The following is a 25,587-nucleotide window of genomic DNA, read 5'->3' on the forward strand; positions in this document are numbered from 1 at the left end:
TGCGTTCGCCGCGCGCGAACGCACCCCGGTTTTCGGCATGCCGGAAGCCGGGGCACCTTCGAGAAGGCACCCCGGCTCGGCTCAAACCCCGGCCAGGCCCGAGCGGTAGGCACAGATCGCGGCCACCGTGCGGTTGGGGACGTTCAGCTTCCGCAGGATGCTCAGCACGTGGCTGCGCACCGTCGTCACCGAAATCCCCAGCGCGTCGGCGATCTCCTGGTTCGCGCTCCCGGAGGCCAGCAGCAGCAACACCTCCAGCTCGCGCTCGGTCAGCAGCTCCCGCAGGTGCCGGGCTCGCGGCCCGCGCGGGTTGCGGACCACCGTCTCGGCCAGCGCCGCCAGGTACCGCGGCGGCGCGAACCAGTGTCCCGAGGCCACCCCGCGGATCGCCGTGACGAGCTCTTCGGCGGGGCTGGACGTGAGGACCACGCCCGTCACGCCCCGCGCGAAGAGCCCGACGACGTGGTCCTCGGCCGGGTTGGCCGTCACCGCGAGGATCCCGCCGACCGCGACCGTGCCGAAACGCTCCGCGAGCACCGGCAGTTCCGGCGTCGCCGCGTCGACGATGCCGACCGCCCGGCCGGCGGCACTCGCCCGGGCGCACAGCTGGTCGCGGTCCACCACCAGCTCCACCGCGGCGATTTCCGGCGCGTTGGCCCGCAACCAGCGGATGTTGTCCGCCGGGACGCTGAACGAACCCGTCACGAGCACCGTGACGCCGTCGCCGCCCGTCATGTCAGGCCAGCGGGTGCGGGTTCGACAGGAAGAGCATCATCGGCTCCTCCGACTCGTCGTACCCCGCCGACGTCGCGATCAGGAACTGCACGCGCTTGGCCTCCGGGTGGTGGGGCACCTGGTGGGTCGCGTAGTTCAGCAGGGTCAGGTACGGCACGGAGACCTGGACGTCCTCCTTGCGGTCCTTGAGGTCCGGCTGCATCTGGATCAGTCCCGACACCGCGTCGGTGACGACCTTCTCCGCCCGGCGGCCCGGGTACCAGAAGAAGTGCTGCCACTTGCGTTCCTCGACCTGGCAGTACTCCTTCCACGGCGTGACCTCGCCTTCGGGCAGCTCGTCCCGGATCAGCAGGTGGTAGTCGTGCATGCCGGGCCGCGGCGCGAAGAACCGCCAGTCCGGGATGAGCGAGCCGGTCGGGTCCCACTTGCGGATCTTGTCGAACTTGCGGGTGGGGTCCTGGCTGAGGGTGGTGGCGACGAGCCAGCTGCCGAGGACGCCGTAGAGGGCGTATCGGGCGCCGGTCGCGGCGAGGGTGCGGGTCGAGGTGCTCACGGCTGGTCTCCCGGGGGTTCGGCTTCGACGGGTTTGACGGCCCGGCCCGTGCGGGCCGCGTCGACGACTTCGAGGACGGCCGCGGTCACGCCCTTGGCGGACCCGGCCGAGCACAGCATCCCGAGGTGGGTGGCCCCGGGCAGGGTCTGCTGCACCGACACCGCGGACATCGCCGCCAGCTCGCGCTGCAGCTCGCCGTGCACCGGGTCGGCCTTCTCGGTTTCCTCCGCCGTCACCACGAACAGCGGGGTGTCGGCGGGGAACGTGGTCGCGCGGATCTCGTCGACGACGTGTTCGAGCCACGCGTCGATCTCCGCGTCGGAGGCGCTCCAGTTGCGGGTGGTCAGCATGCGCGCGACGGTCGTGTTCTTCTCCCGCTCCGCGAGGCCGGCGAGCTGGCTGCCGCTGTCGATCTTGCGCAGCCGGTTGCGGCCGAAGCGGGACCAGAACAGGCTGCTGCGCACGCTCGCCCGCATCAGCGGCAGGCCGAGGCGCTGCCGGGCCGAGCGTTCGAGCTGCTCGGGGTGGGCCGCGTCGACCAGCACCACGCCCGCCACCCGGTCCGGGTGGCGCTGGGCGAAGGCCCGCAGCAGCATGCCGCCGTAGGAGTGGCCAACCAGGACGAGCGGGCCGCGGACGTCGAGGACTTCCAGGAGCCGCTCGAACTCGCCGCAGATCCGCTCGGCCGTCCGCGGTCCCTCGCCGGTCTCGCTCCAGCCGATGCCGGCGCGGTCGTAGGAGATCGTCGGCACGGACTCCGAGACGGCCGTCTGCACCCAGCTCCACATCTCCAGCGGCGAGGACAGGCCGCTCTCGAACACCACGGTGGGCCCGGGCGACGGCGCGCCCATGCGGCGCACGTGCACCTTGCGGCCGTCGACGTCGACGAGCTCGCCGAGCCCGGGCAGGTCCCGGTCGTCCTGGCGGGTCCGCACGGCCTGGTAGACGGCGCCGGCCGCGAACGGCACGGCGGTCAGCACCCCGGCGGCCGCGGACAGGCCGCACTTCAGCGCGAGCCGGTTCATGAGTTCCTCCCTGCGGTGAGCACCGTGGCTTCGGGCAGCAGCTGCGTCGCCACCAGACGCTGGTACAGGTCGTCGCCGGCCAGCAGCGACTGGTGGTCGCCGATCGCCCGGACGCGCCCGGCGTCGAGCACGACGATCCGATCGGCTTCGACCACAGTGGACAGCCGGTGCGCGACCGCGACGACCGCGCGGTCCCGCGACACCTCGGCCACGGCCTTGCGCAGCGCGAGCTCGGCTTCGGCGTCCAGCTGGGACGTGGCTTCGTCCAGCAGCAGCACGTCGGGTTCCAGCAGCAGCATCCGCGCGATCGCGATCCGCTGCCGCTGGCCGCCGGAGATCGCCGCGCCCGACTCGCCGACCTTGGTCTCCAGCCCGTCTTCGAGGCCGTCCACCCATTCGGCGAGGTGGGCCAGCTCGACGGCGTGCCGGATCTGCTCGTCGGTGGCGTCGGGATTGGCATAGAGCAGGTTTTCGCGGATCGTGCCGTCGAGGACCGGGGCGTCCTGTTCGACGTAGCCGATCCGGCCGCGCAGGGTTTCCAGGTCCACCGAAGCCACGTCGACACCGCCGAGCCGGATCTTGCCCTGCTCCGGCCGCCACAGGCCCGCGGCGAGCGAGAACAACGTCGTCTTGCCGGTGCCCGACGGGCCGACGACCGCCGTCAGACCCCGCTCGAGCGCGGCGAACGACACGTCCCGGAGCACCGGCTTGCCGTCGGCGTACCCGAACGACACGGACTCGTACTCCAGCACCGAAGAGGCGAAGACCGGATCGGCCGCGGCGGATGTCACGCGCTCGTCCGGCAGGTCGAGCAGGCCCTCCACCCGCTGTCCCGCGGCCACGCCCAGCTGGATCTGCGCGAAGCTGGTGAACAGCGTGATGAGCGGCGTCAGCATGTAGAAGAGGTAGAGCAGGTAGGAGGCGAACCCGGCGGTGTCGAGCGCGCCGGTGGCGATCCGGGCCGCGCCGAAGGTGAAGACGACGGCGAACGAGCCATGGATGCCGAGGTTGACCAGCGGGGTCATCGCGGCCTGCAGCCGCACCGCCTTCATGTCGGCGGCGGTGGCGTCCGCGGCGTGGGTCAGCACCAGCTCGGCTTCGCGGTCCTCGGCGCGGCTGACCTTCACCGTGCCGATCGCGATCAGCGCCCGCTGCAGGGCTGCGCCGAAGCGGCCGACGGCCTCGCGGTTCTGCGCCATCGCCTTGCGCACCTGGCGGGCGACGAAGACGCTGCCGACCGCGGCGACCGTGAGGCAGGCGACCGTCACCAGGGTGAGCAGCGGGTCGATGAAGACCATGAAGGCGACCCCGCCGACGACGAGCACGAGGCTCGCGGCGATGTTCATCATGCCCATCATCAGCGACCCGTGCAGCAGGTCGGTGTCGGCGACCGCGCCGACGAACAGGTCGCCGCGCTGGCGTTCCCGGTGGGCCTTGATCGGGGCGCGCAGCAGCCGGTGCACGACCGAGCGGCGGGTGTCGAGGACCATCATCGCGCCGCAGCGGCCGAGCAGGTACATCTCGATCACGCGCAGCACGATGTCGCCGAGGAACAGCGAGACGAGCAGGACGAGCGTCCCGGCCGCGAGCGTGCGGCTGGTGAGCGCTCCGACGACGTCGCCGACGACCATCGGCTGGATCAGCGACACGATGGCGCTGGCCAGCCCGACGATCCCGGCGGCGCCGAGGCGGCCCCGGTAGGGGGCCAGCAGGCGCAGGACGGTCCGGGTGCCGGACCTCTTCTCTCCGGTGGGCACGTTACTGCCCCGCCGTGATGCGCTTGGAGAGGTGCTTGGAGTGGTGGACGACGCTCGGGTAGGTGGCGCTGAACGCCCACAGGAACCGGTTGAGGCCCATGAAGGCGGCGTTGCCGGCGTGGAAGGAGACGCCGGTGCCGAGCAGCCCGGCGGCGATCGGCTTCGGCGCGACCAGCGCGAGCGGGAAGAGCATTTCGCCGACCCACACGCCCCAGCCGCCGAGGCGGGCCAGCCACGGGTACTTCTTCAGGATCTCGCCGACCTGCTTCTGGCCGTAGGTCTTGGTGCGGAAGATGCCCTGCATCGCGCTGCCGTCGCGCCAGTACGGCGAAATCGCCTTGGCGAGCCCGGCGGCGAAGTAGGAGACGACCGACTGCCCGGCGATGAAGGCGGTGCAGGCCTTGCGCGCCTTTTCGTCGTTCGGGAAGAACTTGCTGGCCGCCACCGCGGCGCACACGACGAGGTTCACGTGGTCGGAACCGTCGGCGCCGTAGTTGCTCCGCAGTTGCATGAGGACGTTCGAGACGGCCAGGAACGTCATCGCCGCGGCCTTGGTCTGCCGGTTGGTGCCGGGGAGCGCGACCAGCGTCGAGGCGGTGAGCCGCAACGAGGTCAGCACCTGGATGCCCGGGCTGGTGAACACCTTGTCGAAGATCTCGCCGGTCTTGCCCCGGGCCATCCGCTTGGACCGGGTCCGCCCGATCCGCCAGCTGATCAGGCCGTCGTCCTCGACGTCCTGCGGCCGCACCAGTGATTCCAGCGAACTGAGGATGATGCCCGCCGAAATGAGCAGTTCGGTCTCGCGCAGCGCCTTGTCGACGCCGAGCATCCCGCCCGGGATGACTTCCGCCTGTGCCATGCGTCGCTCCGTTGTCGTTCGTACGCCCCGCCCGATGACCTTCACCGGCGGCGAAACCGTTTTCACACGGCCGAAACGGCCTCGTCAATGCGGTGGATCCGCTGTTCCGTGAAAAACGGAACCGGCATCCGCCGAAGTGATGACCTTGCCCCCGGCGGCTCCGCGGGCGGCTAGCGTGGCGACGTCATGGATACGACGTTGCGCGCCGATCGGCGCTACCCGCTCACCCCGCACGTCCTGCCGAACGGGCTGCGGGTCCTGGTCGCGCCCGCCCACGACGCCGAGGTCGTCGCCGTCACGGTGGCCTACGACGTCGGCAGCCGCTCCGAGCCCCGGGGCTTCAGCGGCTTCGCGCACCTCTTCGAGCACCTGATGTTCCAGGGGTCGGCGAACCTGCCGCGCGGGGCGCACGCGCACTACGTCCAGAGCTGCGGCGGTGTCTTCAACGGCACGACCCACCTGGACTACACCGAGTACTACCAGGTGCTGCCGGCGTCGGGGCTGGAGCACGCGGTGTTCCTCGAGGCCGACCGCATGCGCGCGCCGTCGCTCACCGAGGCGAGCCTGGCCAACCAGATCGACGTGGTGGCCGAGGAGATCACGGGCGCGATCGTGTCCCGCCCGTACGGCGGCTTCCCGTGGCTGCGGCTGGCGCCGCTGGTGTTCGACACGTTCGAAAACGCGCACAACGGGTACGGCGCGATCGACGAGCTGCGGACGGCGACGACGGACCAGGCCCAGGCGTTCTTCTCGCGGTACTACGCGCCGGGCAACGCGGTCCTGTGCCTGGCGGGCGACGTGTCCGCCGAGCGCGGGATCGAGCTCGCCGAGCGGTACTTTTCGGACATCCCGGGCCGTCCGGTGCCCCCGCGGCCGGTCATCGCCGAGCCGGATCTCACGGCCGAGCGCCGGGACTCCTATGTGGACCCGCTGGCGCCGTTGCCGGTGTTCGCATCGGCCTGGCGGGTGCCCGACCCCGCGGCCGATCTGCGGGGTCATCTGGCTTTCCTGGTGCTGTGCCTGCTGCTCACCGACAACGCGCTGGGCCGCCTGACGCGCCGGCTGGTGCGCCGGGACCGCTGGCTGTCCTCAGTGGACTGTTCGCTGGGCCTGACGGGAGAGGCGTTCGGCGTCCGCGACCCGACGTGCCTGGTCCTGACGGCGAGCCCGGCACCGGGCGGCCCGGGCACCGACGCGATCCTGCGGGCGATCGACGAGGAGACGGCACGGCTGGCAGCGGCGGGGCCGGAGCCGGCCGAGCTGACGGCGGCGACCCGGACGATCAGCGCCCAGCTGGTCCGCACGCTCGACGGCCTGGCGGGCCGGGCCCGTCACCTGGCGGTGTTCGAGCTGCAGCACGGCGAGGCCGGGCTGATCAACGAGCTGGGTCCGCTGGCCAGAACGGTGACAACGGCGGACGTCCGGGCAGCGGCGGCAGCCCTGCGCCCGGAGCGCCGGGCGACGGTCGAGCTGCACCCGGGAGCGGCGCGGTGACCAACCTGCGCCCGCCCGGCCGGGCCTCAACCACCACCCACCTCCACCCGGGAGCCGCGCGATGACCGCGTTCGATCTGCTCGATGTCCCCGTCCCCGGCCCGCTGCGCGTGCCCGCCGTCGACGAGCGCGCCCTGCCGAACGGCCTGCGCGTGCTGGCCTCCCGCCGCGCGAGCACCCCGCTCGCCGAACTCTGCCTCAGTGTTCCCTTCGCGCACGCCGAAGCGCCGGTGGCCGTCCTCCTCGCCGCCGCGCTCGCCGACGATTCGCGCACCCAGGATCGCGTGCGGGCGATGGGCGGTGGCCTCTCCGCCGCCGTCGACGCCGATCGGCTCCGCGTCGCCGGCAGCGTTCTCGCCGACCAGCTGCCCGCGTTCCTGGAACTGCTCGGCGAAATCGTCACCCGTCCCGCCTACCCGGCCGGCGACTTCGCGCTCACGGTGGACAACGCGGTGCAGGGCACGATCGCCGTCCTGGCGAGCCCGGCCCAGCACGTCGCCGAATCGCTCAACACGCGGATGTTCGGCGATCACCCCTACGGCAGTCCCGCCCCGCGCCCCGACGAGCTCGCCCGGGTCAGCCGGGACACCGTCCGCGCACTGCACGCCGAACGGGTCGTTCCCACCGGTGCCTGCCTCGTGCTGGTCGGCGACTTCGAGCCTGCCGCCGCCCTCGACGACGTCGAACGCGCGCTCGGCAGCTGGCAGCCGGGACCGGTCGTCCCCATGCGCCGGCCCGGCCCGTGGGTGCCCGGCCGGTCGGTCGTCGACGAACCGGGCGTGTCGCAGTCGCTGCTGCGGATGGCCTTGCCCGTGCCCCGCTACGACGCCCCCGACTACCCCGCGCTGGCGCTCGCCGCCATGGTGTTCGGCGGCTACTTCTCCTCCCGGCTCGTGCAGAACATCCGCGAGGACAAGGGTTTCTCCTACTCACCCCGCAGTTCGCTGCTCCACGTCGACGAAGCGCACCTCGCCACGGTGTCCCTGGACGTCGTCACGGCGAACACGGCCGCGGCCGTCGACGAGGTCGTCGCCGAGCTGGCCGGGCTGGCCGGACGGCCGGTGACCGCCGAAGAACTGGACCGCGCGCGCCGCTACTCCGTCGGCACGCTGCGGCTGCGGCTGGCGACGTTGACCGGGCTGGCCGCGACGCTGGGCGAGCTCGACCTGCACGGGCTGCCGGTCACGTGGCTCGGCGGGCACGACGCCCGGCTCGCCGCGGTGACGCCGGACGAGGTGACGGCGGCGGCGCGGAAGTACCTCACGCCGGACAACGCGATCACTGTCCTGCTGTGCGACGAGCAGCGCGCGTATCAGAGCTCCCAGTCGTCGTTGTAGACCGAGTCCAGGTAGCCGTCCCCGAGGTCCGGCGCGATCGCCACGGCGACGACGTCCGCGCCCGGCCGGTGCCGGGCCAGCCAGCGGCGGGCGCCGCTGACGACCGTCCCGGTCGATCCGCCGAAGACGAACCCGTGCGCCGCGAGCTCGCGGCAGGTCGCGACGGTCTCGCGCTCCTCGACGACGACCACGTCGTCCACATAGGACTCGTCCAGCTGCGCGGGCCGGATCCCGGTGCCCAGGCCGGGGATCTTCCGCACCCCGGCCGGCCCGCCGAACGTCACCGAGCCGGCGACGTCGACGGCGACCACCTCGGCGCGGTGCCCTTGGTCGCGCAGGTAGCGGGCGCACCCCATCAGGGTGCCGGTGGTCCCGGCGCCGACGAAGAGGACTTCCAGGCCGGGGAACGCGGCCAGGAGCTCCGGGCCGGTCCGGCGGTAGTGCGCGCCCCAGTTGTCCGGGCTGCTGTACTGGTTGAGCCACACCGTGCCCGGCTCGGCCGCGCACAGCGCCCGCACGTGCTCGATGCGGGCGGCGAGGAAACCGCCGTCCGCCTTGGGTTCGGTGACGACGTGGACCTGCGCGCCCAGCGCCTGCATCATGCGGCGGCTGGACGGCGTGCAGTGCGCGTCGGTGACGCAGACGAACCGGTAGCCGCGGCTGGCCGCGAGCATGCTCAGCGCCACGCCCAGGTTGCCCGACGAAGACTCCACGATCGTCATCCCCGGCCGCAGCACGCCGCGCCGCTCGGCGCCCTCGACCATTTCGGTCGCCGCCTTCAGCTTGATCGAGCGCGCGAAGTTGAACCCTTCGCACTTGAGGAACAGCGGGACACCCGCGCTTCCGCGCAGGTCGACGTAGAGGTCGTCGCTGTTGAACTCGTGGGGGGAACCGATGATGACGGTCACCCCGGTAACGTGTCACGTCGCTCACGTCGCGCGTAATCCGCAGGACGGCGAGGTGGCTTTCGGGAATCGTGGGTTCCGGCCGGAAACGCGCGAAAGCTCCCCCGGGGACGTCCGGGGGAGCTTTCGCGCATTCGGCTCAGCCGTTGGCGAGCGGTGGTCAGCGGCGCGCCACCCGCCGCGCCCGGCCCCGGGACCGCGCCGACGCGAGCACGTCGTCGTCTTCGGGCTCCGCGGTTCCCGGCGCGAGGTGGGCGGCCAGCTCGCGGATGCTCGGCCGGGCGAACAGGTCGAGCACGGTGAGCGGCCGGTCCAGCGCGGCGGACAACTCGCGATGGGCCCGCACCAGCGTCAGCGACGTCGCGCCCAGCTCGAAGAACGTCCGCAGCGGGTCCAGTTCCCCGGCCGGGACGCCGAGCAGGTCGCCGAGCACCCGCGCGATCCGCTGCTCCACGGCCGGGTCCGCGCTGCCGGTCCGCGGCCGCGGGAGGCCGCGGTCCGCCACGACCGGTTCGCGTGCCAGGCCGAGTGCGGCCAGCCCGCTCGGATCGGGCTCGTCCCACGCCGTCGCCTCGGCCGCCGCGACGAACGCGGCGAACAGGGCGTCGAGGTAGCCGTCCGGGAAGGCGGCGTCGACCGCGTCCCAGTTGATCCGCAGCGCTCCCCCGGCCTCGAACACCTGGCAGTCCAGCACCACGTGCGGGGTCTGGCTGATCGCGTATTCCGTGCGGCCGAAGCGGGACAGCAGCCGCGACGCGTCGGCGGGCGCGCCGTCCGCGGTGCGCGTGCTGCCGAGGCCGCTGGAGAACACGACGGGCAGCAGCACCTGGCGGCCGCGCAACGCCGTCAGCTCGCGCAGCACCTCGTTGCCGTGCACCTGGGCGTGTTCCAGGTCGGCGAGCAGCCGCTGCTGCACGGCCCGGGCCCGGTCGGCGTGGCTGCCCGGGACGCGTTCGACGTCCAGCAGCACGGTCGAGGTGTAGTCGCCGATCACGCCTTCGTGCCCGGCAGGCCGGTCGAACGACGTCACGACCAGGGTGAACCGGTCACCGCCGCCCCCGGCCCGCAGGGTGTCGGCGAGCGCGGCGAGCACCAGGCCGGTCGGCGTGACGCCGTGACGGCGGGCGTTGGCGCACAACGCCGCCCACCGGTCGGCCGGGATCTCCGCGTGCCGCCGGCTGAAGCGGACCTTCCCCGCGCCCGGCGCCCGGACGGGCAGGGCCGGGCCGTCGGCCATCGCGGCGGCGGCGCGCCGCCAGTACTCCCGCGACCGTTCCGGGACGGCCGGGCGCCCGGTGACCCACTGGCCGAAGGTGACGCGCGGCGGCGCGGGCAGCCGGGCGGGGTCGTGGTAGGCGGCGACGAGCTCGCCGGCGAGGACGACCGCGCTCTGCGCGTCGCAGAACAGCAGGTCGAGTCCGAAGTGGACCCGCCAGGTCCGGTCGTCGAGCCGGCTCGCGGCCAGGTGCAGCATCGGGCTGGTCGCCGGATCGAGCACCCGGTGCGAGCGTTCGTCGCGGATCTTCCGGGCCTCGTCCGGGCGGCCACGCAGGTCGAACACCTCGACCTCGCACGGCGGCGGGGTCGCGGAGACGGTCTGGAGGGTGTCCGGCGTGATCGTCGCGCGCAGCATGGGGTGCCGCGCGACGACGGTGCGCAGGGCTGCTTCGAGCCTTGCCGGGTCGAGGTCGAGGACGTCGACTTCGGTGTAGTAGTGCGGGGCGACGGCGTCCCCGAGCCAGGTGTCGACGCGGCCGACGAGGTAGGCGAGCTGCATTTCGGTGAGCGGGAAGGGATCGGTGGTGTCGCCGGTTTCGCCGGTGTGCAACCGGACCTCGAGGAGATCGCGGCCGCCGGGGACGGCTTCTTCGATCCGGTAGCCGGTGTGCCCGGCCCAGTCGTGCAGGTCGCGCAGCCACCGCCCGGCGTCGACGAGCGCGTCGGCGAGGGGGCGGTTTTCGGGGCGTTCGAGCCGCACGGCCAGGACGAGACCGCCGGGATCGGGCAGGCCGGCAACCGGAGGCGCGGACGTTTCCGAGTGGGCGCGCAGCAGGTGGTCGATGGAGGGCTGGGCGACGAGTTCGGTGAAGGAGGGCCGGGTGCCGGTGTGGTCTTCGATGGCGTTGGCCAGCCGGATGACATCGAGCGAGCTGGCCCCGGCGGCGATGAGGTCGAGGGTGAAGTCGACATCGCCGAGGATGGAACGGACCAGGTCGGCGAGCGAACCGGCGGTGGTCGCGGGCTTGGAGATCGTGGACCGAGGCTCGGCGGTGGTGGGGGCGACCGCGCTGGATCGCGCTGGAATCACCGGGCCGGAAGCGGCATCGCCGAGCGTGACGGCGGGCCCGGCCGACCGGCTCTCCTCCACCGCCCCGCCGAGCGAGCCACCCCCACCCGCCGGCGTGCGGCGGAACGGGTTCGGCAGTGCCTTGTGGTCCACCTTCCCGTTGTCCGTCACCGGCATCGCGTCCAGCAGCACGAAGCGCGTCGGGACCATGTACTCCGGGACCACCTCCGCCAACCGCGCCGCCAGCTCGCGCTCCGTACACGCCTCCGCCAAGACCACGTACCCCACCAGGCGCGGCCGGCCGTCCGGGCCCGGGGTGGCCGCCGCCACCGCCTGGCGGACCGATGGCAACCGATCCAGCGCCGACTCGATCTCGCCCAGCTCGATGCGGTGGCCGCGGATCTTCACCTGGCGGTCCGTGCGGCCGAGGAACTGGATCGTCCCGTCCGGCCGCCACCGCCCGAGGTCGCCCGTCCGGTACAGCCGCTCGCCCAGCCGCGGGTGCACCGCGAACCGCTCGGCCGTCTGCGCCGGGTCGCCGATGTATCCCCGCGCCACCCCGGCGCCCGCGATGTACAGCTCTCCCGGCTCCCCGACCGGACACGGCCGGCCGTCGTCCAGCACGTAGAAGCCCTGACCTCGCAACGGCCTGCCGTACGGGATGCTCGGCCACGCCGGGTCGACCTCGCCGATCGGGTACGTGATCGACCAGATCGACGCCTCCGTCGCCCCGCCCAGGCTCATCACCCGCGCGCCCGGCACCAGCGCGCGCAGCCGGTCCGGCAGGCTCACCGGGATCCAGTCGCCGGACAGCATCACCAGCCGCAGGGAGCCGAGGTTCGCCGCTGGGTCGGACTCCGCGTACTCGACGACCATCTCCAGCAACGCCGGTGCCGTGTTCCACACCGTCACGCCGTGCGCGGCGATCAGCTCGCACCAGTGCTGCGGGTCGCGCTGCCGGGCGTGGTCGGGCAGCACCATCGCGCCGCCCGCGCCGAGGACGCCGAAGATGTCGTACACCGACAGGTCGAAGCTCAACGCCGACAGCGCCAGCACGCGGTCCGCGGCGGTGATCCCGAACCGGTCGGTGATGTCGTCGATCGTGGTCCGCGCCTGCCGGTGTTCGATCGCCACGCCCTTGGGGACGCCCGTCGAGCCCGACGTGAAGATGACGTAGGCGAGGTCCGCCGGCTCGGCGACGGCCGGACCGGGCGAAGCGGCACCGTCCACAGTGGTCACCTCGGAAGGCAGCGGGACGTCCGGTGCGGCGACGGCGTGGGCGATCCCGGCCCGCGCGCACACCGCGGCGATCCGGGCCGCGGGCCACGCCGGGTCGACCGGGACGTACCCCGCGCCGCACCGCAGCACGGCCAGCACCGCGACGATCTGCTCGGCCGACTTCGGCAGCGCCACCAGCACGAGGTCGCCCGCCGCCACGCCGGCCGCCGCCAAGGCCCCCGCCAGCGCCGACGCCCGGGCCGCCAGGTCACCGTGCGACAGCGCCGCCCCGCCCGCGAGCACCGCCGGGGCGTCCGGCGTCCGGTCCGCGGCGCGCCGCAGCGGCGCGTCCAGCAGCGGCCCGCAGTCCCCGAACGGCGTGACGTCGAGCGGCTCGGGGGCCGCGAACGTCGGGTCCCAGCCCAGGTCGGCGGCGGTCCAGGCCGCGTCCTCCTCGGCGAGGCGGGTCAGCAGCGTGTGCTCGGCGTCGGTCAGGCCGTCGAGGTAGCCGTCGGGAAACGCGGCCTCGACGGCGTCCCAGACGAGCCGGACGGCGCCGTCCTCCTCCCAGACGAGGTGGTCGAGCAGCACCTGCGGTGTCTGCGAAACGCCGAACACCTCCTCGCCGAGCCAGCCGGCCGGGGCGGTGCCGTCGCCGATGCCGATCCCGGAGGTGAACACCACCGGGTAGGCGTGGCCGCGCTCGCGGCGCACCTCGACGCCGGTGTACGAACGGTGGTCGATCGCCTCCCACAGCGTCTCGTTCGCCGCCCTGGCGTAGTCCACGAAGGACGTCGGCGCGGGCATCGCGACCAGCGCGGTCGTGGTGAAGTCGCCGACCAGGTCACGCGCGTCGTCGGGCCGGTCGTAGAGGGTGGCGTTGAGCGCGAACGGCTCGGTCGCGCCCCACCGGTGCAGCACCAGCCCGAACGCCGCGAGCAGCACCGACGTCGGGCTCAGGCCACGCGCGGCGGCCCGCTCGCGCAGCTTCGCCCAGCGGTCGGCGTCGAGGCGGCACTGACGGCGGCGGAACCGCGGCTCGACGTCGTCGGCCACCGGCAGCCGGGGCCCGGCGGGCAGCGCACGGCCGGCCCAGTAGGCGCGGTCGCGCTCGCGCCGCGCCTGGTAGGCGGGGTCGGTCTCGCGGTGGCGGACGATGTCGAGGAACGCCACCGGCGGGGCCGGGAGGGCGTAACCCGGTTCGGTGACCAGCCGTCCCCACTGCGTCATCAGCAGCCGCCAGCTGGCGAAGTCGAGGATGAGCACGTCGAAGCCGACGAACAGCCGGGCGCCGCCGCCGGGCAGCAGTGCCGCCCGGACGTCGAACAGGGGCCATTCGTGCGGCGCGCGGACCTGGTGGGAAAGCCGGTGCCGCAGTTCCGCGAGCACCCCTTCTGCTTCTTCGATGCGCATTTCGCGCAAATCCGTGCACTCGATGCGGAACGGCGGCACTTCGGCGTTTTCGCGCTGGAAACCGTCGCGGCCGATCGTCGTCCGCAGCATCGGGTGGTGGGCGACCAGGCGGGCGAACGCGGATTCGAGTGCGTCGAGGTCCACCGAAGGCCGGTCGTATTCGTGGTACCAGAACGTGGCGACCCCGCCGAGCGCGAAGTCGTCCCCGCGCCCGGCCCAGTAGGCGCCCTGGACCGGCGTGAGGGCAACGGGTTCACCCGGCCGCACCGCGACCACGGGCGCGGCGTCCGGCAGGGCTCCGGCATCGGCGCCGTCGAGGAAATCGAGGACGCGCATCGCGGGATTTTCTCCGAGGAACGCGGTCAGCGGCACCTCGGCTCCGCATTTTTCCGCCAAGGCGCGGCGCAGTTTCAGCGCTCCGAGGGATTCCACGCCGAGTTCGGCGAACCTCAGCGAAAGGTCGACTTCACCGGGGGCCACCCCGATGAGGTCGGCAACACATTCACGCAGCCACGCGGCCCCGGCCGTGGGATCGTGTTTCACAGACGCGCTCCTCGCATTCACGAACACCACTCACGTGAGCGGCCGCTCCACCCTTGTCGACAACGATAACCATTGTCAACTACGCTGCGCGAGAGTGACCAAGCCCATCGGAAGGACGGGACACCCGGAAGTGACACCTCTGCGCGCCCTGCTCGCTCCGGTCCGTGTCCGGCTCCTCGCCGGCCTGGGCTGCCAGGCCGGCGCCGCGATCGCCGGCACGGCCCCGTTCGTCGCCGTGGCCGAGCTGTGCCGGCGACTGCTCGACGGCACCCCGATGACCGCGTTGTGGTCCCTGGTCGCCGTCGCGCTCGTGGCCCTGCCGGTCCGCGGCGCCCTGCTGGTCGCGGCCTCGGCACTGACCCACTTCGCCGACAACGACCTGCAGCTGTCGCTGCGGCGGCGGCTGGCCCGGCACCTGACCCGGCTGCCGCTGGGGTGGTTCGCCGCGCACGACTCGGGCCGCGTCAAGCGCGCGGTCTCCGACGACGTCGGCGCGCTGCACCACCTCGTCGCGCACGCCCTGCTCGACCTCACCACGGCGGTGGTCGCGCCGCTGGCCGCCGCGGCGTACCTGGCCACGCTCGACCCGCTGCTCTCGCTCGTCACCGTCCTGCCGCTCGCCGTGGGCCTGGCGTTGCACCGCAAGGCGATGCGGGACGTCCACGCCCGGATGCGGGAGTACCAGGCGGCCACGGCCGCGCTCGGCTCGGCCGTCGTGGAGTTCTTCGACGGCATCGCCGAGGTGAAGGCCTTCGGCCAGACCGGCCGCGCGCACCGGCGGTTCACCGAGGCGGCCGGGCGCTACGGCGAGTTCGTCGCGGGCTGGGCCCGCTCGGTGACGCCCGCGATGGCCTGGAGCCAGTTCGCGCTGTCGCCGGTGGTCGTCCTGTGCGTCCTGCTGCTGACCGGCGTGCTGGTCTCCCCCGCCGACACGATCCCGTTCGTCCTCGTCGGCGCCGGGCTGTCCGGGCCGCTGCTCGCCGTGGGCTACAGCGTCCAGGACACCCGCGCCGGGCAGGCGGCCGCCACGGACATCGCCGGACTCCTCGCCACCCCGGAACTGCCCGACACCGGCGAAGCCACCGTGGCCGGGGCCCGGCTGGAGTTCGCGTCGGTGCGCTTCTCCTACGACGGCAAAACGGACGTGCTGCACGGCATCGACCTGACGCTGGAGCCCGGCACGGTGACCGCGCTCGTCGGGCCGTCCGGCTCCGGCAAGTCCACGATCGCCGCCCTCGCCGCGCGCTTCCACGACGTCACCGGCGGCGCGGTCCGGCTGGGCGGCACCGACCTGCGCGACCTGCCGGTGTCGCAGCTCTACCGGCACGTCGGCTTCGTGCTGCAGGACGTGCGGGTGCTGCGGACCAGCGTCGCGGACAACCTCCGGCTCGGCCGTCCCGACGCACCGCTGGAAGACGTCCACGCCGCCGCCCGCGCGGCCCGGATCCACGAGCGGCTGCTGGCGCTCCCCCGCGGCTACGACACGATCCTCGGCGAAGAAGCCACCCTCTCGACCGGCGAAGCGCAACGGCTGTCGATCGCGCGGGCCCTGCTCGCCGACACGCCGGTGCTGATCCTCGACGAGGCGACGGCGTCGGTGGACCCGGAGTCCGAAGCCGCGATCCAGGAGGCGCTGTCCGCGCTCATCGCCGGCCGGACGACGCTCGTGATCGCGCACCGCCTCGCCACGGTGACCGGCGTGGACCGGATCGTGGTGCTGGAGCGGGGCCGGATCACCGAACGCGGCACGCACGGGGAACTCGTCGCGGCCGGCGGCGGGTACGCCCGGATGTGGGCGTGCGCGGCATGATCCGCCGGCTGATCGCCCTCCTCGGCCCCGAGCGCTCGCGGCCGCTGAAGCGCGCCGCGGCCCTGCTGGCCTTCGCCGCCGCCCTCCAGGGCGCCGTGTTCGCGTTCCTGCTGCCGATCCTCCGCGCGCCGGAGGACGCGTGGCCGTGGCTGACCGCGGTGGTCGTGGCGACCGCGTTGTGCGGCCTCGTCTACCACCGCGGCGTCGTCACGGCCCGGGAGGCCGGGTACACGCTCTCGTCCCACCTGCACCGCCGGATCGGCGACCACGTCGTCACGCTGCCGCTCGGCTGGTTCACCCCGGCCCGGTCCGGTTCTTTGGGACGCCTGGCGACGCAGCACGTCATGAGCGTCATGGGCGTGCCCGCGCACCTGCTCGACCCGCTGATCGGCGCGGTCGTGACACCCGCGGCCGCGGCGGTCGCGCTGTGCGCCGTCGACTGGCGGATGGGGCTCGCCGCGCTGGCCGCGGCGCCGTTCGCCGTGGCGGCCTGCCGGTGGTCGGGGCGGCTCGTGCGCCGCACCGACGAAGCCGCGGACGCCGCCGCCGGCGAGGCCGCCGCCCGCGTCGTCGAGTTCGCGCGCAACCAGCCGCTGCTGCGTGCCTTCGGGCTCGGCGGGCCCGGGCTGCGCCTGCTCGACGACGCCCTCGTCGCGCACCGGACCGCGGCCCGCCGGATGCTGAAGACCGCGCTGCCGGGGCTGGCCGTGTTCGTGGTGACGGTGCAGGCCGCCTTCACCGCGCTCGTGCTCGTCGCGGTGTTCGCGGCACTGGGCGGGAAAGTCGACATACCGACCACGGTGGTCGCGCTCGTGCTGGCCGTCCGCTTCACCGAACCGATGCTCGTGGCCGCGGAGCTGGGCGCGGCGCTCCGGATGGCCGGCGGCGCGCTGGACCGCGTCGAGCGGGTGCTGGCCGAGCCGCGGCTGCCGGAACCCGAGGTGCCGCAGGCGTTCGGGACGCCGTCGATCGAGTTCGACGGCGTGCGGTTCGGCTACGGCGGGCCACCGGTGCTCGAGGACGTCGGCTTCACGGTGCCGCCGGGCACGATGACGGCGCTGGTCGGCACGTCGGGGGCGGGCAAGAGCACAATCCTGCGGCTGGTGCCGCGGTTCTTCGACGTCGACGGCGGCGCGGTCCGGGTCGGCGGGGCCGACGTCCGCGACCTGCGCGGCGCGGACCTGCTGCGGCGGATTTCCCTGGTCTCCCAGGACACCTACCTCTTCGGCGGCACGGTGGCCGACAACATCCGGTTCGGCAGGCCGGACGCCACCGACGAGGAGGTGCGCTCGGCCGCCGAACGCGCGGGTCTCGGCGAGCTGATCACGCGGGAGTGCGTCGGCGAGGGCGGCAGGCAGCTGTCCGGCGGGGAACGGCAACGGGTCTCGATCGCCCGCGCCCTGCTGAAGGACGCGCCGATCGTCCTGCTCGACGAGCCGACCGCGGCCCTGGACGCCGCCGCCGAGCGGGCCGTCACCCGGGCCCTCGAAGAACTCCGCGGCGAGCGCACGCTCCTGGTCGTCACCCACCGGCCGGCCACCGCCCGCGCCGCCGACCGGATCCTCGTGCTCGACGGCGGCCGGATCACCGAGTCCGGCGAGCACGACGAACTGCTGCGGCTCGGCGGCCGCTACACCGCTTTCCACACCCAGCGCGAGAACGCCCGCGGCTGGCGGATCCCCGCCGGCCGGAACACCGAAGGAGACTGAATGTTCGAGGTCCTGGTCGTCGGCGGCGGTCCCGCCGGCCTCAACGCGGCCCAGACGCTGGGGCGCCAGCGGCGCCGGACGCTGCTGGTGGACAGCGGCCGGCCGCGCAACGCCCCCGCGTCCGAAATGCACATGTTCCTGTCCCGGGACGGCTTTTCGCCGGCCGCCCTGCGCCGGATCGGCCGCGCCGAACTCGCCGAATACGCGACCGTGGAGGTCCGCGACGGGATCGTCACGGCGCTGAGCGGCACGGCCGACGACTTCACGGCGGAGTTCGCCGACGGCACCACCGCGCGGGCGCGCCGGGTGATCCTGGCGACCGGGCAGGTGGACGCGCTGCCCGAGATCGACGGCGTCGCCGAGCTGTTCGGCCGGGGGCTCTTCCACTGCCCGTTCTGCCACGGCTTCGAGGCCGCGGACCGGCCACTGGCCGTGCTGGGCGGGGACTTCTCCCAGGCGATGCTGGCGCTCTACCTCGCGGACCGGTTCGCGAAGGACCTCGTCCTGTGCGCGAACGGGCCGCTGCAGGTGAGCCCCGAGCTCCGGGATGCCCTGCAGCGCGCGGGAATTCCGGTGCGGGAGGAGCCGGTCACCCGGTTGGCGGGCGGCGACGGCGACGTCACGGTCCACTTCGCCGCGGGCGAGCCGCTGTGGCGCTCGGCGGTGTTCCACCGGCCCGCCCAGCGGCAGCACACGGACCTGGCCACCGGGCTGGGCTGCGAGCTGCTGCCGGACGGCTGCGTGCGGGTCGACCCGGCGCAGCGGACGACGGTCCCGGGCGTGTACGCGGCCGGCGACACGGCGCGGCAGGCCGAGCTGCCGGGCCCGACGCCGTTCGTGATCACCGGCGCGGCGGACGGCGCGAAGGCGGCGATCTGGCTGGAGCAGGAACTGTTCCGAGCGGACGTCGACGTGCCGATCCCGGGGTGAGCTCGCCCGCGTCGGCATTCCGGTGGAGATCCCTCCTCAGTGGCCGAACGGGGTCTCCGCCGCCCGGGGAAAGCACCCGCGCGACCGGGTGCGGTGCCATTCCGCTGGTTACCTTCGAGGCGTAGCAATCCCTCACCGAAAAGGACGTTTCCCGTGATGAGTGTCATCGAAACCGCCGCCGTCCAGCAGGTTCCCGCCGACGGTGGCGTGCTGGCGCCGCTGGACCTGTTCCGCAGCGTCTCGCCGACCAGCTGCGCCACCACCGTCGAGGGTGCGGAGCTGACCGCGCAGCTCGCCCGCATGGCGGGTGCCCACCGCGCCGCGGCCCACTGGGCCGAGCGTGCGGTCGACCTGGTCCGCGGCTTCGGCGGCAACGCGGTGGCCGACAGCGGCGTGGCCTGCGCCCCGTCGGGCAGCGTGGCGGTCACCGACCTGATCGCGGCGCGTTCCGCGCACTGCTGACCCCGCCCGCAAGCGGCCGCCCGGTGGATGCCCTCCCCACCGGGCGGCCTTTTTCGTTGTGCGGGAAGCAAAAAGCCGGGCATCCCACGCCACGCTCGAAGAGACGTGGTGCGAGATGCCCGGCAGCCGAGCCGAGATCAGGCGAACGACGTGCGCAGCGCGATCAGGTCGGTGGTCGACAGCTCACCGAACGACACGGCACCCTGGGCGGGCAGGCCGGCGGCGTCGTCGTAGCCGCCGAAGCCGTGCGCGCGCATCAGCGCCGCGGCCGCGCGGTTGGCCTCGGCGTGGTTCGTCGCCGCTTCCGCGGCGCGCAGCGCCGCCCAGCCGACCCGGGCGATGTCGCCGATGAAGCAGCTCACCGGCTTCTCGGCCTCGATGACCTGGAGCGTCCGCACCGCGGGGCCCTCGGCGAACAGCTTGGCCGCGGCGGTCTCAACAACGTTCATTGTGCATTCCTTCGTGATTGTCGGGAGTTCGACAGGAACAAAGGCTAGCGGCCGTCGAGCCATCGCGAATCCATCAACTTAAGGGCGCGATCCCGGGAATATTTCCGCGAAATCAACGGACTGTGGTGATGGTGGCCGGAGGCCGTCAGGCGATTTCCAGCACCACGCAGGTGAACGTGAACCCGCCGCCCACCCCGACGAGCACGACCTTGTCGCCGGACGCCACCAGCCGGTTGCGCAGCAGGTGGTCGAGGGCGTACAGGTGATCGCTCCCGCCCAGGTGGCCCAGCCGCAGGCCCAGCTCGAACAGCGTGCGCTCGCGGTCCAGGCCGAGCGGGCGCTCGTACCCGTGCTCGAACGCGTTGACCCCGACGAACGGCGGGACGACCCAGCGCGCCTGGGCGACGCTCGTGCCGGCTTCCGCCACCGCCGTCTCCGCCACTGCCCGCACCCCGGCCACGTGCGCCTGCACCACCGACGCCGGCGTCCGCGTGCCCGCGGCGAAGAACTGGCGGGTCCGCTTGCGCACCACCGCCGGGCCCTCGGCCGGACGGTCCCGGAAGGGCTCGTCGCCGCGCTGGAGGCCTTCCAGCGCAGGATCCGTCCGCGACACGCAGGACAGCACCCGCGCCTGCCCGCCCCCGCGGCCGAGGACCGCCGCCACACCGGCGTCGCCGAGCGCGATCTCGGGGTCGACTTCGAAGCGGTCGATGGCACTCTCGGGGAAGCGGTCGCCCACGGTGAGCAGGACGCGCGCGAAGTCGGGGCGTCCGGTCAACAGGCTTGCCGCCGTTTCGATCCCGGCCGCGGAAGTGTTGCACAGCGCCGAAAACTGCATCGACATCGCGGGTGCCTCGGCCAGCAGCCGGTCGGCGACCCAGCAGGACGCCGACCAGATGTCCAGCCCGGGGTAGGCCATCGCGCCGTGCAGGTGCGGCCCGACGGCGCCGGGACCGGCCACGGCCAGCGCCTGCCGCCCGGCCCGCTCCGCCAGCTCGGGACCGGAGAGCCCGGACCACGCCACGGACACGATCCCGGCGTGCGCCGTCACGTGTGCCGGGGCCGGCCGCGGTTCCCCCGCGTACCGGCCGGTGCCCTGGATCCAGACGTCGTCGAACTTCACCGCAGCTGCCCTTCTCCGAGTTTCAGTACCCGGTCGGCCCGCGCGGCGAGCCGTTCGTCGTGCGTCACCAGCAGGACCGCCAAGCCGCGGACCCGGCGGCGGTCCAGTGCGTCCAGGACGGCACCGGCGGTGGCCGCGTCCAGGGCCGACGTCGGCTCGTCGGCCAGGAGGACCCGCGGCCGCGCGGCCAGCGCCCTGGCCAGTCCGGCGCGCTGGCGCTGCCCACCCGAGCATTCGTCCGGCCGCCGCCCGGCGAACTCCGGGCCGAGCCCGGTTTCGGCGAGCAACCGGACGGCTTCCGCGCGCGGCCGCCGGATCCCGTGCAGCACCCGCAGCGGGCGGCCCACGGCGTCGGCCAGCGTGCGGGCCGGGTTCAGTGCGCCGTAGGCGTCTTGGGGGAGCAGTTCCACTTCGCCGGGCCGCGGCCGGCCCCAGCCTTCTCCCCTGATCAGGCCGGTACGCGCCAGGGTCCGCAGCAGGGTCGTCTTGCCCGCGCCCGACTTCCCGAGCAGGACGACGAGTTCGCCCTCGTGCAGTTCCAGCCCGCCGCCGCGGAACACCGGCTCGCCCACGCGGACGACCAGGCGCTCGACCGGCGCCGGTTCCTGCCCGAGATCGAGCACTTCGCCGGCGACCCGGGCCAGCCAGGCCCGGTCGTGGCTGACCACGACCGCGGTGCGCCCGGCGAGCGCGGCGGTGACGCGTTCGAGGGTCTCGCCGTCCAGCGCGCTGGTCGGCTCGTCGAGCACCAGGAGCTCCGGGTCCCCGGCCAGCGCCCGCGCCAGCGCGACCCGCTGCGCCTCGCCGCCGGAGATCTGGTGCGGGTACCGGCGGGCGACGCCGTCGGGCAGGCCCATCCGGTCCAGCAGCTCCCGCACGGCGCGGGAGTCGCGGCGTCGCAGCCCGTCGGCGACGCTGGAGCCGATGCGCCGCAACGGGTCCAGCGCGGGGTCCTGGCCGAGGAAGCCGACGTGCCTGCGGCGCCACCGCCGGGCCCGTGCGGTCCCCGGGCGGATGGCCGTGCCGCGGTGGACGAGCGAGCCGTGCCAGGACGTCGTGGCCGGCGGCAGGTCGCCGAGCAGCAGGCGCAGCAGGCTGGTCTTGCCCGCGCCGGAGGCGCCGGTCACGCCGAGCACGGTGCCGTCTCCGACGCGGACGTCCAGGTGCAGCTCCCGATCTCCGCCGCGCCAGGTACCTTCCAGCACCAGACCGTCTTTGGTGGACAGTCCGTTGTGGACGACATCGGGTTTCCGGGTGCGGCGGCGGCCGGCGAGGTCGAGGCCGAGGGTCACCGCGACGGCCAGCGCGGCGAGGGCGCCCGCCGGAGCCAGCACCGACCACGGGTTGAGGTCGGCGCCGGGCAGGTTTTCCCGCAGCATCGAGGCCCAGTCGGCGGCGGGTGGCGGCGGGCCGAACCCGAGCACGGTGACGGCGACGGCGAGCTGCAGCGCGGTCCCGATCCGCAGGCCCAGATCGGCGAGCACGGTCCCGGTGACGGCGGGCAGCAGTTCCCGCGGCGGGCTTTCCCCGTGGGCGACGGCGGCCTCGACGAACCCGGCCCGCCGCAGCGGCCGCGCGGTGGCGTGGACGACGCGCGCGGACATCGGCACGCCGAGCAGCAGGACGACGGCCGGCACGGCGGCCCAGTACGGAAGCACGACGGCACCGACGAGGACGAGCAGCAGGGCGGGAACCATGAAGACGGCACCGCTGAGCAGCGCGAGAAGCCGTTCCCCGGCAGCGCTCGAGGCGGCGGCGAGCCCGGCGAGGGTGCCGAGGGCGGTGGTCAGCACCCCGGACGGCAGGGCAAGGGCGAGCAGCCCGGCCCCGCCGGCGAGGGTCCGGGAGAGGACGTCCCGGCCGAGGACATCGGTGCCGAGCAGTCCCGCGCCGGCCGGGCTCCACGGAGGTCCGACGGTGGCGGCGGTGCCGGGGAGAAAGCCGCCGGCGAAGACGGCGGCGACGAGAACGAGGAGAACGGTGAGGGGCCAGCGGCGCTTCACCGCGCGCCCGCCTTCGCTATCCGGTCCGCCACGAACAGCGCCACGAGCACCACCACCGCGTCCACCAGGGCCACCGCCTGCACCACCGGCACGTCTCGGGTCGCCACCGCCGTGGCCAGCAGCTGCCCGAAACCCGGGTACGCCAGCAGTGACTCCACGACCGTCGTGCCGGCCAGGAGCGCGCCCGTCAGGATCGCCGCCCCCTGGGCCGCCGGGCCCGCCAGGTGCGGCAGCACGTGCCGCACCACCACTCTCGCCGGCGGCACTCCGCGCAACTCGGCGTCCACCACGAACGGGCGGGCGATGACGTCCGCCGCCGGGCCGCGGATCGATCTGGCCAGCCAGGCCGCCGACGGCAGCGCCAGCGCCAGTACCGGCAGCACCAGCACCGGCGGCTCCTCCCACGCCGAGCCGCCCACCGGCAGCAGTGACACCGCCGGCAGCCAGCCGAGGCCCGTCGCGAACACCAGGACCAGCCCGCTCACCAGCACCACCTCCGGCACCGACGCGAACGCCGCCACCGCCGCCGAAGCCGCCGCCCGGCGGGCCACCACGACCGCGCCCAGCACCCCGAGCACCACCGCCAGCACCCAGGCCGGGACCACGATCAGCGCGCTCGCCCCGAGCCGCTCCGCCAGCAGCGGCCCGACCGGGCGGCCGTCCACAAGGGACCGGCCGAAGTCGCCGTGGAGAAGCCCGGCCAGCCAGGAACCGAACCGCTCCCACAGCGGCCGGTCCAGGCCCAGCTCCGCGCGCAGCCGCGCCACCCGCGCCGGGTCCGCCTGGTGTCCCGCCAGGACCTGCGCCGCGTCCTGCGGCAACAACGCCGTGAGCAGGAAGACGCAGGTCAGCACCGCGGCCAGGGTGACCGCGGCCCGGGTCAGCGCTGCAGCCACACGCCGTCCAGGAAGACGCGGGCGAAGCCCGTCCCGGCCGGCAGGTTCCGCACCTGCGGCGCCGCGACCGTCAGCGACGCGCCGCTGCCCCACACCACCCAGCCGCCCTCGGCCGCCATGCGCTGCTGGATGCCGCGCAGCAGGCCGGCGCGCCGGGCCGGGTCCGTCGTGGCCATCGCCGTCGCGAAGTCGCGGTCCGTCGCCGGGTCCTTCCAGCCGGTTTCGTTGTAGCCGGCGGTGCTGAGCGCGGTCTGGCGGGCCCAGACCGGGAACGGCAGGTCGGTCGTGTAGCCGACGCAGAACGGCTCCACCGTGTAGACCTGCGTCCAGTACGTCTCGGGCGGGTGCTGACGCACCTCGACCGTGATGCCCGTCTCCCGCAGCTGGCCGGCCACGGCGGTGGCCGTCGACACCATTCCCGGGTACGCGGTGGTGGTGTGCAGCACGACCGAAAGCCCACCCGCGAGCGCCCGCGCCTTGGCGACGTCCCGTGCCGGGGCGGCGAGGTCGCGGGGGTACGACGGGTCGGCCGGGGCCGGCGCGTCGTTGCCCACCGCGCCGTAGCCGAGCAGGACCGTGTCGACCAGCGCCTGCCGGTCGACCGCCAGCTTCACCGCCTGCCGCGCCTGCGGCCTGTCGAACGGTGCCTTGTCCAGCCGCATCAGCAGCGGGTACGTGAGCGCGGCCGGCCGCGACGTCACGGCGAGCCGCCCGGTGCGCTCGGCGGCCTTGGCCGTCGCCGGGCTGACGTTCGCGGCGACGTCGATCACGCCCGACACCACCGCGACCGAAAGCGCCTGCGGGTCGGCGAACCCGCGGATCTCCAGCCCGTCGAGCGCGGGCCGCGGCCCCCACCAGCCGTCGTTGCGGACCAGCGCGATGCCCTGGGCGTCGGCCCGCGCGAGCTTGAACGGCCCGGACCCCACCGGGTTGTCGAACGTCTCGGTGCCCTCGGGGACGACGAACGTCACCCCGGCCAGCGTCCGCGGCAGCTCGGCATCCGGCTGGCTCGTCACGAGTTCGAGGACGTTGCCGTCCGCTGTGGACCGTCCGATGTCGACGGTGCCGAGCCGGGCGCCGTTCGCCGCCGCCTTGCTCGCGATGCGGCGCAGCGAGTACAGCACGTCGCGGGCGCGGACCGGGCGGCCGTCGGTGAACGCCGCGTCGGTGCGCAGCTGGAAGCGCCAGCGGGTGGCGTCCGGCGACGAGCTCCACGCCGTCGCCAGCCGCGGCGCCACCGCGCCGTTCTCCCCCGGCACGCACAGCACGTCGTAGAGCGCGGCCATCCGAACCCAGTCGGACTCGTTGAACAGCGTGCCGTGCGGATCGGCGACCGCGGTGGCGCCGCCCGCGGCGACCGTGCCGTACCGCAGGGTGCCGCCACCCGACGGCGCCGCGGTGGACTTCCCGCACGCCGCCAGCGCGAACGCGCCGGTCAGCGCCAGCGCGGCCCGGCGTGAGAACTCCCGGCTCACGCGGCACCCCCGAACCCGGACCAGTCGCCGGTCAGCGACGCCGTCACCCGCTCCTGCCACGGCTCGTCGCGCAGCACCGGGTGGTCGGTCGCGACCCGGACGTCCGCGACGTTCGTTTCGAGCAGCCGCGCGGAACCCCGCACCACCGTGTGGAAGCTCGCCGAGATCGTGCCCCCGGTGTCCTTTCCGGACCGGCCGAGCACGTCGAGCATGCTCAGCACCCGCAGGATGCCCGCCTGGGCGGTGAGCACGGCGGTGGCCGCGGCCCCGTCCGGCTTCGCGCGCACTGCCGTCGTGGCGATCCCGACGGCCGCCGACGCGAGCAGCGCGGCCTGGACCAGGTAGGGCTCTGGCGCCGACCGGGCCTCGCGGTGCTGCTCGGCCAGGTGACCGGCGAACGCGACGGCCGTCTCCGGGCACACAGTGCCGAGCGCGGCCAGCGCACGGCCGGTCTGCTCCCAGTTTCCGCCGCGCCGCGGAGCACCGTTGAGCGGGCTGCCGAGTAGTTGTTCGAGCACCTCCTTCCGCGGCACGGCGGGGTTGGCCGCGTCCGCGACGACCCCGGCCGGGAGGAGGTTCTGGGTGTAGAGCCAGTTGGGCAGCAA

General features: G+C 74.0%; 19 protein-coding genes. 6 read left to right on the forward strand and 13 right to left on the reverse strand.

Annotated elements, in window-relative coordinates:
• Window positions 1-81: 81 nt before the first annotated feature.
• Genes I4Q55_RS36500 through I4Q55_RS36520 form a run of 5 tightly spaced genes read right to left on the reverse strand, consistent with a single transcriptional unit; the run spans window position 82 to window position 4,929 of the window.
• On the reverse strand, window positions 82-735 hold the full coding sequence (locus I4Q55_RS36500; protein WP_206794605.1) for a response regulator transcription factor: 654 nt from the start codon (window positions 733-735) through the stop codon (window positions 82-84).
• A gap of 1 nt (window position 736) precedes the next feature.
• Window positions 737-1,288: a hypothetical protein gene (locus I4Q55_RS36505; RefSeq protein ID WP_206794607.1), complete on the reverse strand. Its 552-nt coding sequence runs from the start codon at window positions 1,286-1,288 to the stop codon at window positions 737-739.
• The gene (locus I4Q55_RS36510; RefSeq protein ID WP_206794609.1) at window positions 1,285-2,313 is read right to left on the reverse strand and encodes an alpha/beta fold hydrolase; all 1,029 of its coding nucleotides are present in this window, start codon (window positions 2,311-2,313) and stop codon (window positions 1,285-1,287) included. The genes I4Q55_RS36505 and I4Q55_RS36510 overlap by 4 nt, the downstream gene beginning before the upstream one ends.
• Complete coding sequence (locus I4Q55_RS36515) at window positions 2,310-4,070, reverse strand: ABC transporter ATP-binding protein (protein ID WP_206794611.1); 1,761 nt, start codon at window positions 4,068-4,070, stop codon at window positions 2,310-2,312. The genes I4Q55_RS36510 and I4Q55_RS36515 overlap by 4 nt, the downstream gene beginning before the upstream one ends.
• A 1-nt stretch (window position 4,071) precedes the next feature.
• Entirely contained in the window at window positions 4,072-4,929 is an 858-nt protein-coding gene (locus tag I4Q55_RS36520; RefSeq protein ID WP_206794613.1) for a hypothetical protein, read from the reverse strand.
• A gap of 186 nt (window positions 4,930-5,115) precedes the next feature.
• Here I4Q55_RS36520 and I4Q55_RS36525 point away from each other — a divergent pair, with 186 nt between their 5' ends.
• A complete protein-coding gene (locus tag I4Q55_RS36525; RefSeq protein WP_206794615.1) occupies window positions 5,116-6,423 on the forward strand; it encodes a pitrilysin family protein in 1,308 nt (435 codons plus the stop codon).
• A gap of 61 nt (window positions 6,424-6,484) precedes the next feature.
• On the forward strand, window positions 6,485-7,759 hold the full coding sequence (locus I4Q55_RS36530) for a pitrilysin family protein (RefSeq protein ID WP_206794617.1): 1,275 nt from the start codon (window positions 6,485-6,487) through the stop codon (window positions 7,757-7,759).
• Here the strand turns inward: I4Q55_RS36530 and sbnA are convergent.
• Both sbnA and I4Q55_RS36540 read right to left on the reverse strand, forming a co-directional pair.
• On the reverse strand, window positions 7,735-8,667 hold the full coding sequence (sbnA, locus tag I4Q55_RS36535; protein ID WP_206794619.1) for a 2,3-diaminopropionate biosynthesis protein SbnA: 933 nt from the start codon (window positions 8,665-8,667) through the stop codon (window positions 7,735-7,737). The two genes, I4Q55_RS36530 and sbnA, sit on opposite strands and share 25 nt — an antisense overlap.
• A gap of 157 nt (window positions 8,668-8,824) precedes the next feature.
• Window positions 8,825-14,125, reverse strand: a complete 5,301-nt coding sequence (locus I4Q55_RS36540; RefSeq protein WP_206794621.1) for a non-ribosomal peptide synthetase — start codon at window positions 14,123-14,125, stop codon at window positions 8,825-8,827.
• A 94-nt stretch (window positions 14,126-14,219) separates the two neighbouring features.
• On the opposite strand from I4Q55_RS36540, the gene I4Q55_RS36545 reads away from it, so the two are divergent.
• From I4Q55_RS36545 to I4Q55_RS36560, 4 genes are all read left to right on the forward strand, one after another.
• The gene (locus I4Q55_RS36545; RefSeq protein ID WP_307793408.1) at window positions 14,220-15,935 is read left to right on the forward strand and encodes an ABC transporter ATP-binding protein; all 1,716 of its coding nucleotides are present in this window, start codon (window positions 14,220-14,222) and stop codon (window positions 15,933-15,935) included.
• Window positions 15,932-17,644: an ABC transporter ATP-binding protein gene (locus I4Q55_RS36550; RefSeq protein WP_242547408.1), complete on the forward strand. Its 1,713-nt coding sequence runs from the start codon at window positions 15,932-15,934 to the stop codon at window positions 17,642-17,644. The genes I4Q55_RS36545 and I4Q55_RS36550 overlap by 4 nt, the downstream gene beginning before the upstream one ends.
• Window positions 17,645-18,574, forward strand: coding sequence for an NAD(P)/FAD-dependent oxidoreductase (locus tag I4Q55_RS36555; RefSeq protein ID WP_206794627.1), 930 nt, complete (start codon window positions 17,645-17,647; stop codon window positions 18,572-18,574).
• A 156-nt stretch (window positions 18,575-18,730) separates the two neighbouring features.
• Complete coding sequence (locus I4Q55_RS36560) at window positions 18,731-19,036, forward strand: hypothetical protein (RefSeq protein WP_206794628.1); 306 nt, start codon at window positions 18,731-18,733, stop codon at window positions 19,034-19,036.
• 137 nt (window positions 19,037-19,173) lie between these two features.
• On the opposite strand, the gene I4Q55_RS36565 is transcribed toward I4Q55_RS36560, so the two are convergent.
• The 6 genes from I4Q55_RS36565 to I4Q55_RS36590 all read right to left on the reverse strand — a co-directional run bounded on the left by I4Q55_RS36565 (window position 19,174) and on the right by I4Q55_RS36590 (window position 25,587).
• The gene (locus I4Q55_RS36565) at window positions 19,174-19,485 is read right to left on the reverse strand and encodes a hypothetical protein (RefSeq protein WP_206794631.1); all 312 of its coding nucleotides are present in this window, start codon (window positions 19,483-19,485) and stop codon (window positions 19,174-19,176) included.
• A 145-nt stretch (window positions 19,486-19,630) separates the two neighbouring features.
• On the reverse strand, window positions 19,631-20,608 hold the full coding sequence (locus I4Q55_RS36570; protein WP_206794633.1) for a 3-oxoacyl-[acyl-carrier-protein] synthase III C-terminal domain-containing protein: 978 nt from the start codon (window positions 20,606-20,608) through the stop codon (window positions 19,631-19,633).
• Window positions 20,605-22,611, reverse strand: a complete 2,007-nt coding sequence (locus I4Q55_RS36575) for an ATP-binding cassette domain-containing protein (RefSeq protein WP_206794635.1) — start codon at window positions 22,609-22,611, stop codon at window positions 20,605-20,607. The genes I4Q55_RS36570 and I4Q55_RS36575 overlap by 4 nt, the downstream gene beginning before the upstream one ends.
• Window positions 22,608-23,507, reverse strand: coding sequence for an ABC transporter permease (locus I4Q55_RS36580; protein ID WP_206794637.1), 900 nt, complete (start codon window positions 23,505-23,507; stop codon window positions 22,608-22,610). Before I4Q55_RS36580 ends, I4Q55_RS36575 begins: the two co-directional genes overlap by 4 nt.
• Window positions 23,492-24,982: an ABC transporter substrate-binding protein gene (locus tag I4Q55_RS36585; RefSeq protein ID WP_206794639.1), complete on the reverse strand. Its 1,491-nt coding sequence runs from the start codon at window positions 24,980-24,982 to the stop codon at window positions 23,492-23,494. The genes I4Q55_RS36580 and I4Q55_RS36585 overlap by 16 nt, the downstream gene beginning before the upstream one ends.
• Window positions 24,979-25,587 carry a hypothetical protein gene (locus tag I4Q55_RS36590; protein ID WP_206794641.1) on the reverse strand — a complete coding sequence of 203 codons (609 nt, stop codon included), beginning with the start codon at window positions 25,585-25,587 and terminating at the stop codon, window positions 24,979-24,981. The genes I4Q55_RS36585 and I4Q55_RS36590 overlap by 4 nt, the downstream gene beginning before the upstream one ends.

This window comes from Amycolatopsis sp. MtRt-6, from assembly GCF_017308975.1.
Lineage (GTDB): Bacteria > Actinomycetota > Actinomycetes > Mycobacteriales > Pseudonocardiaceae > Amycolatopsis.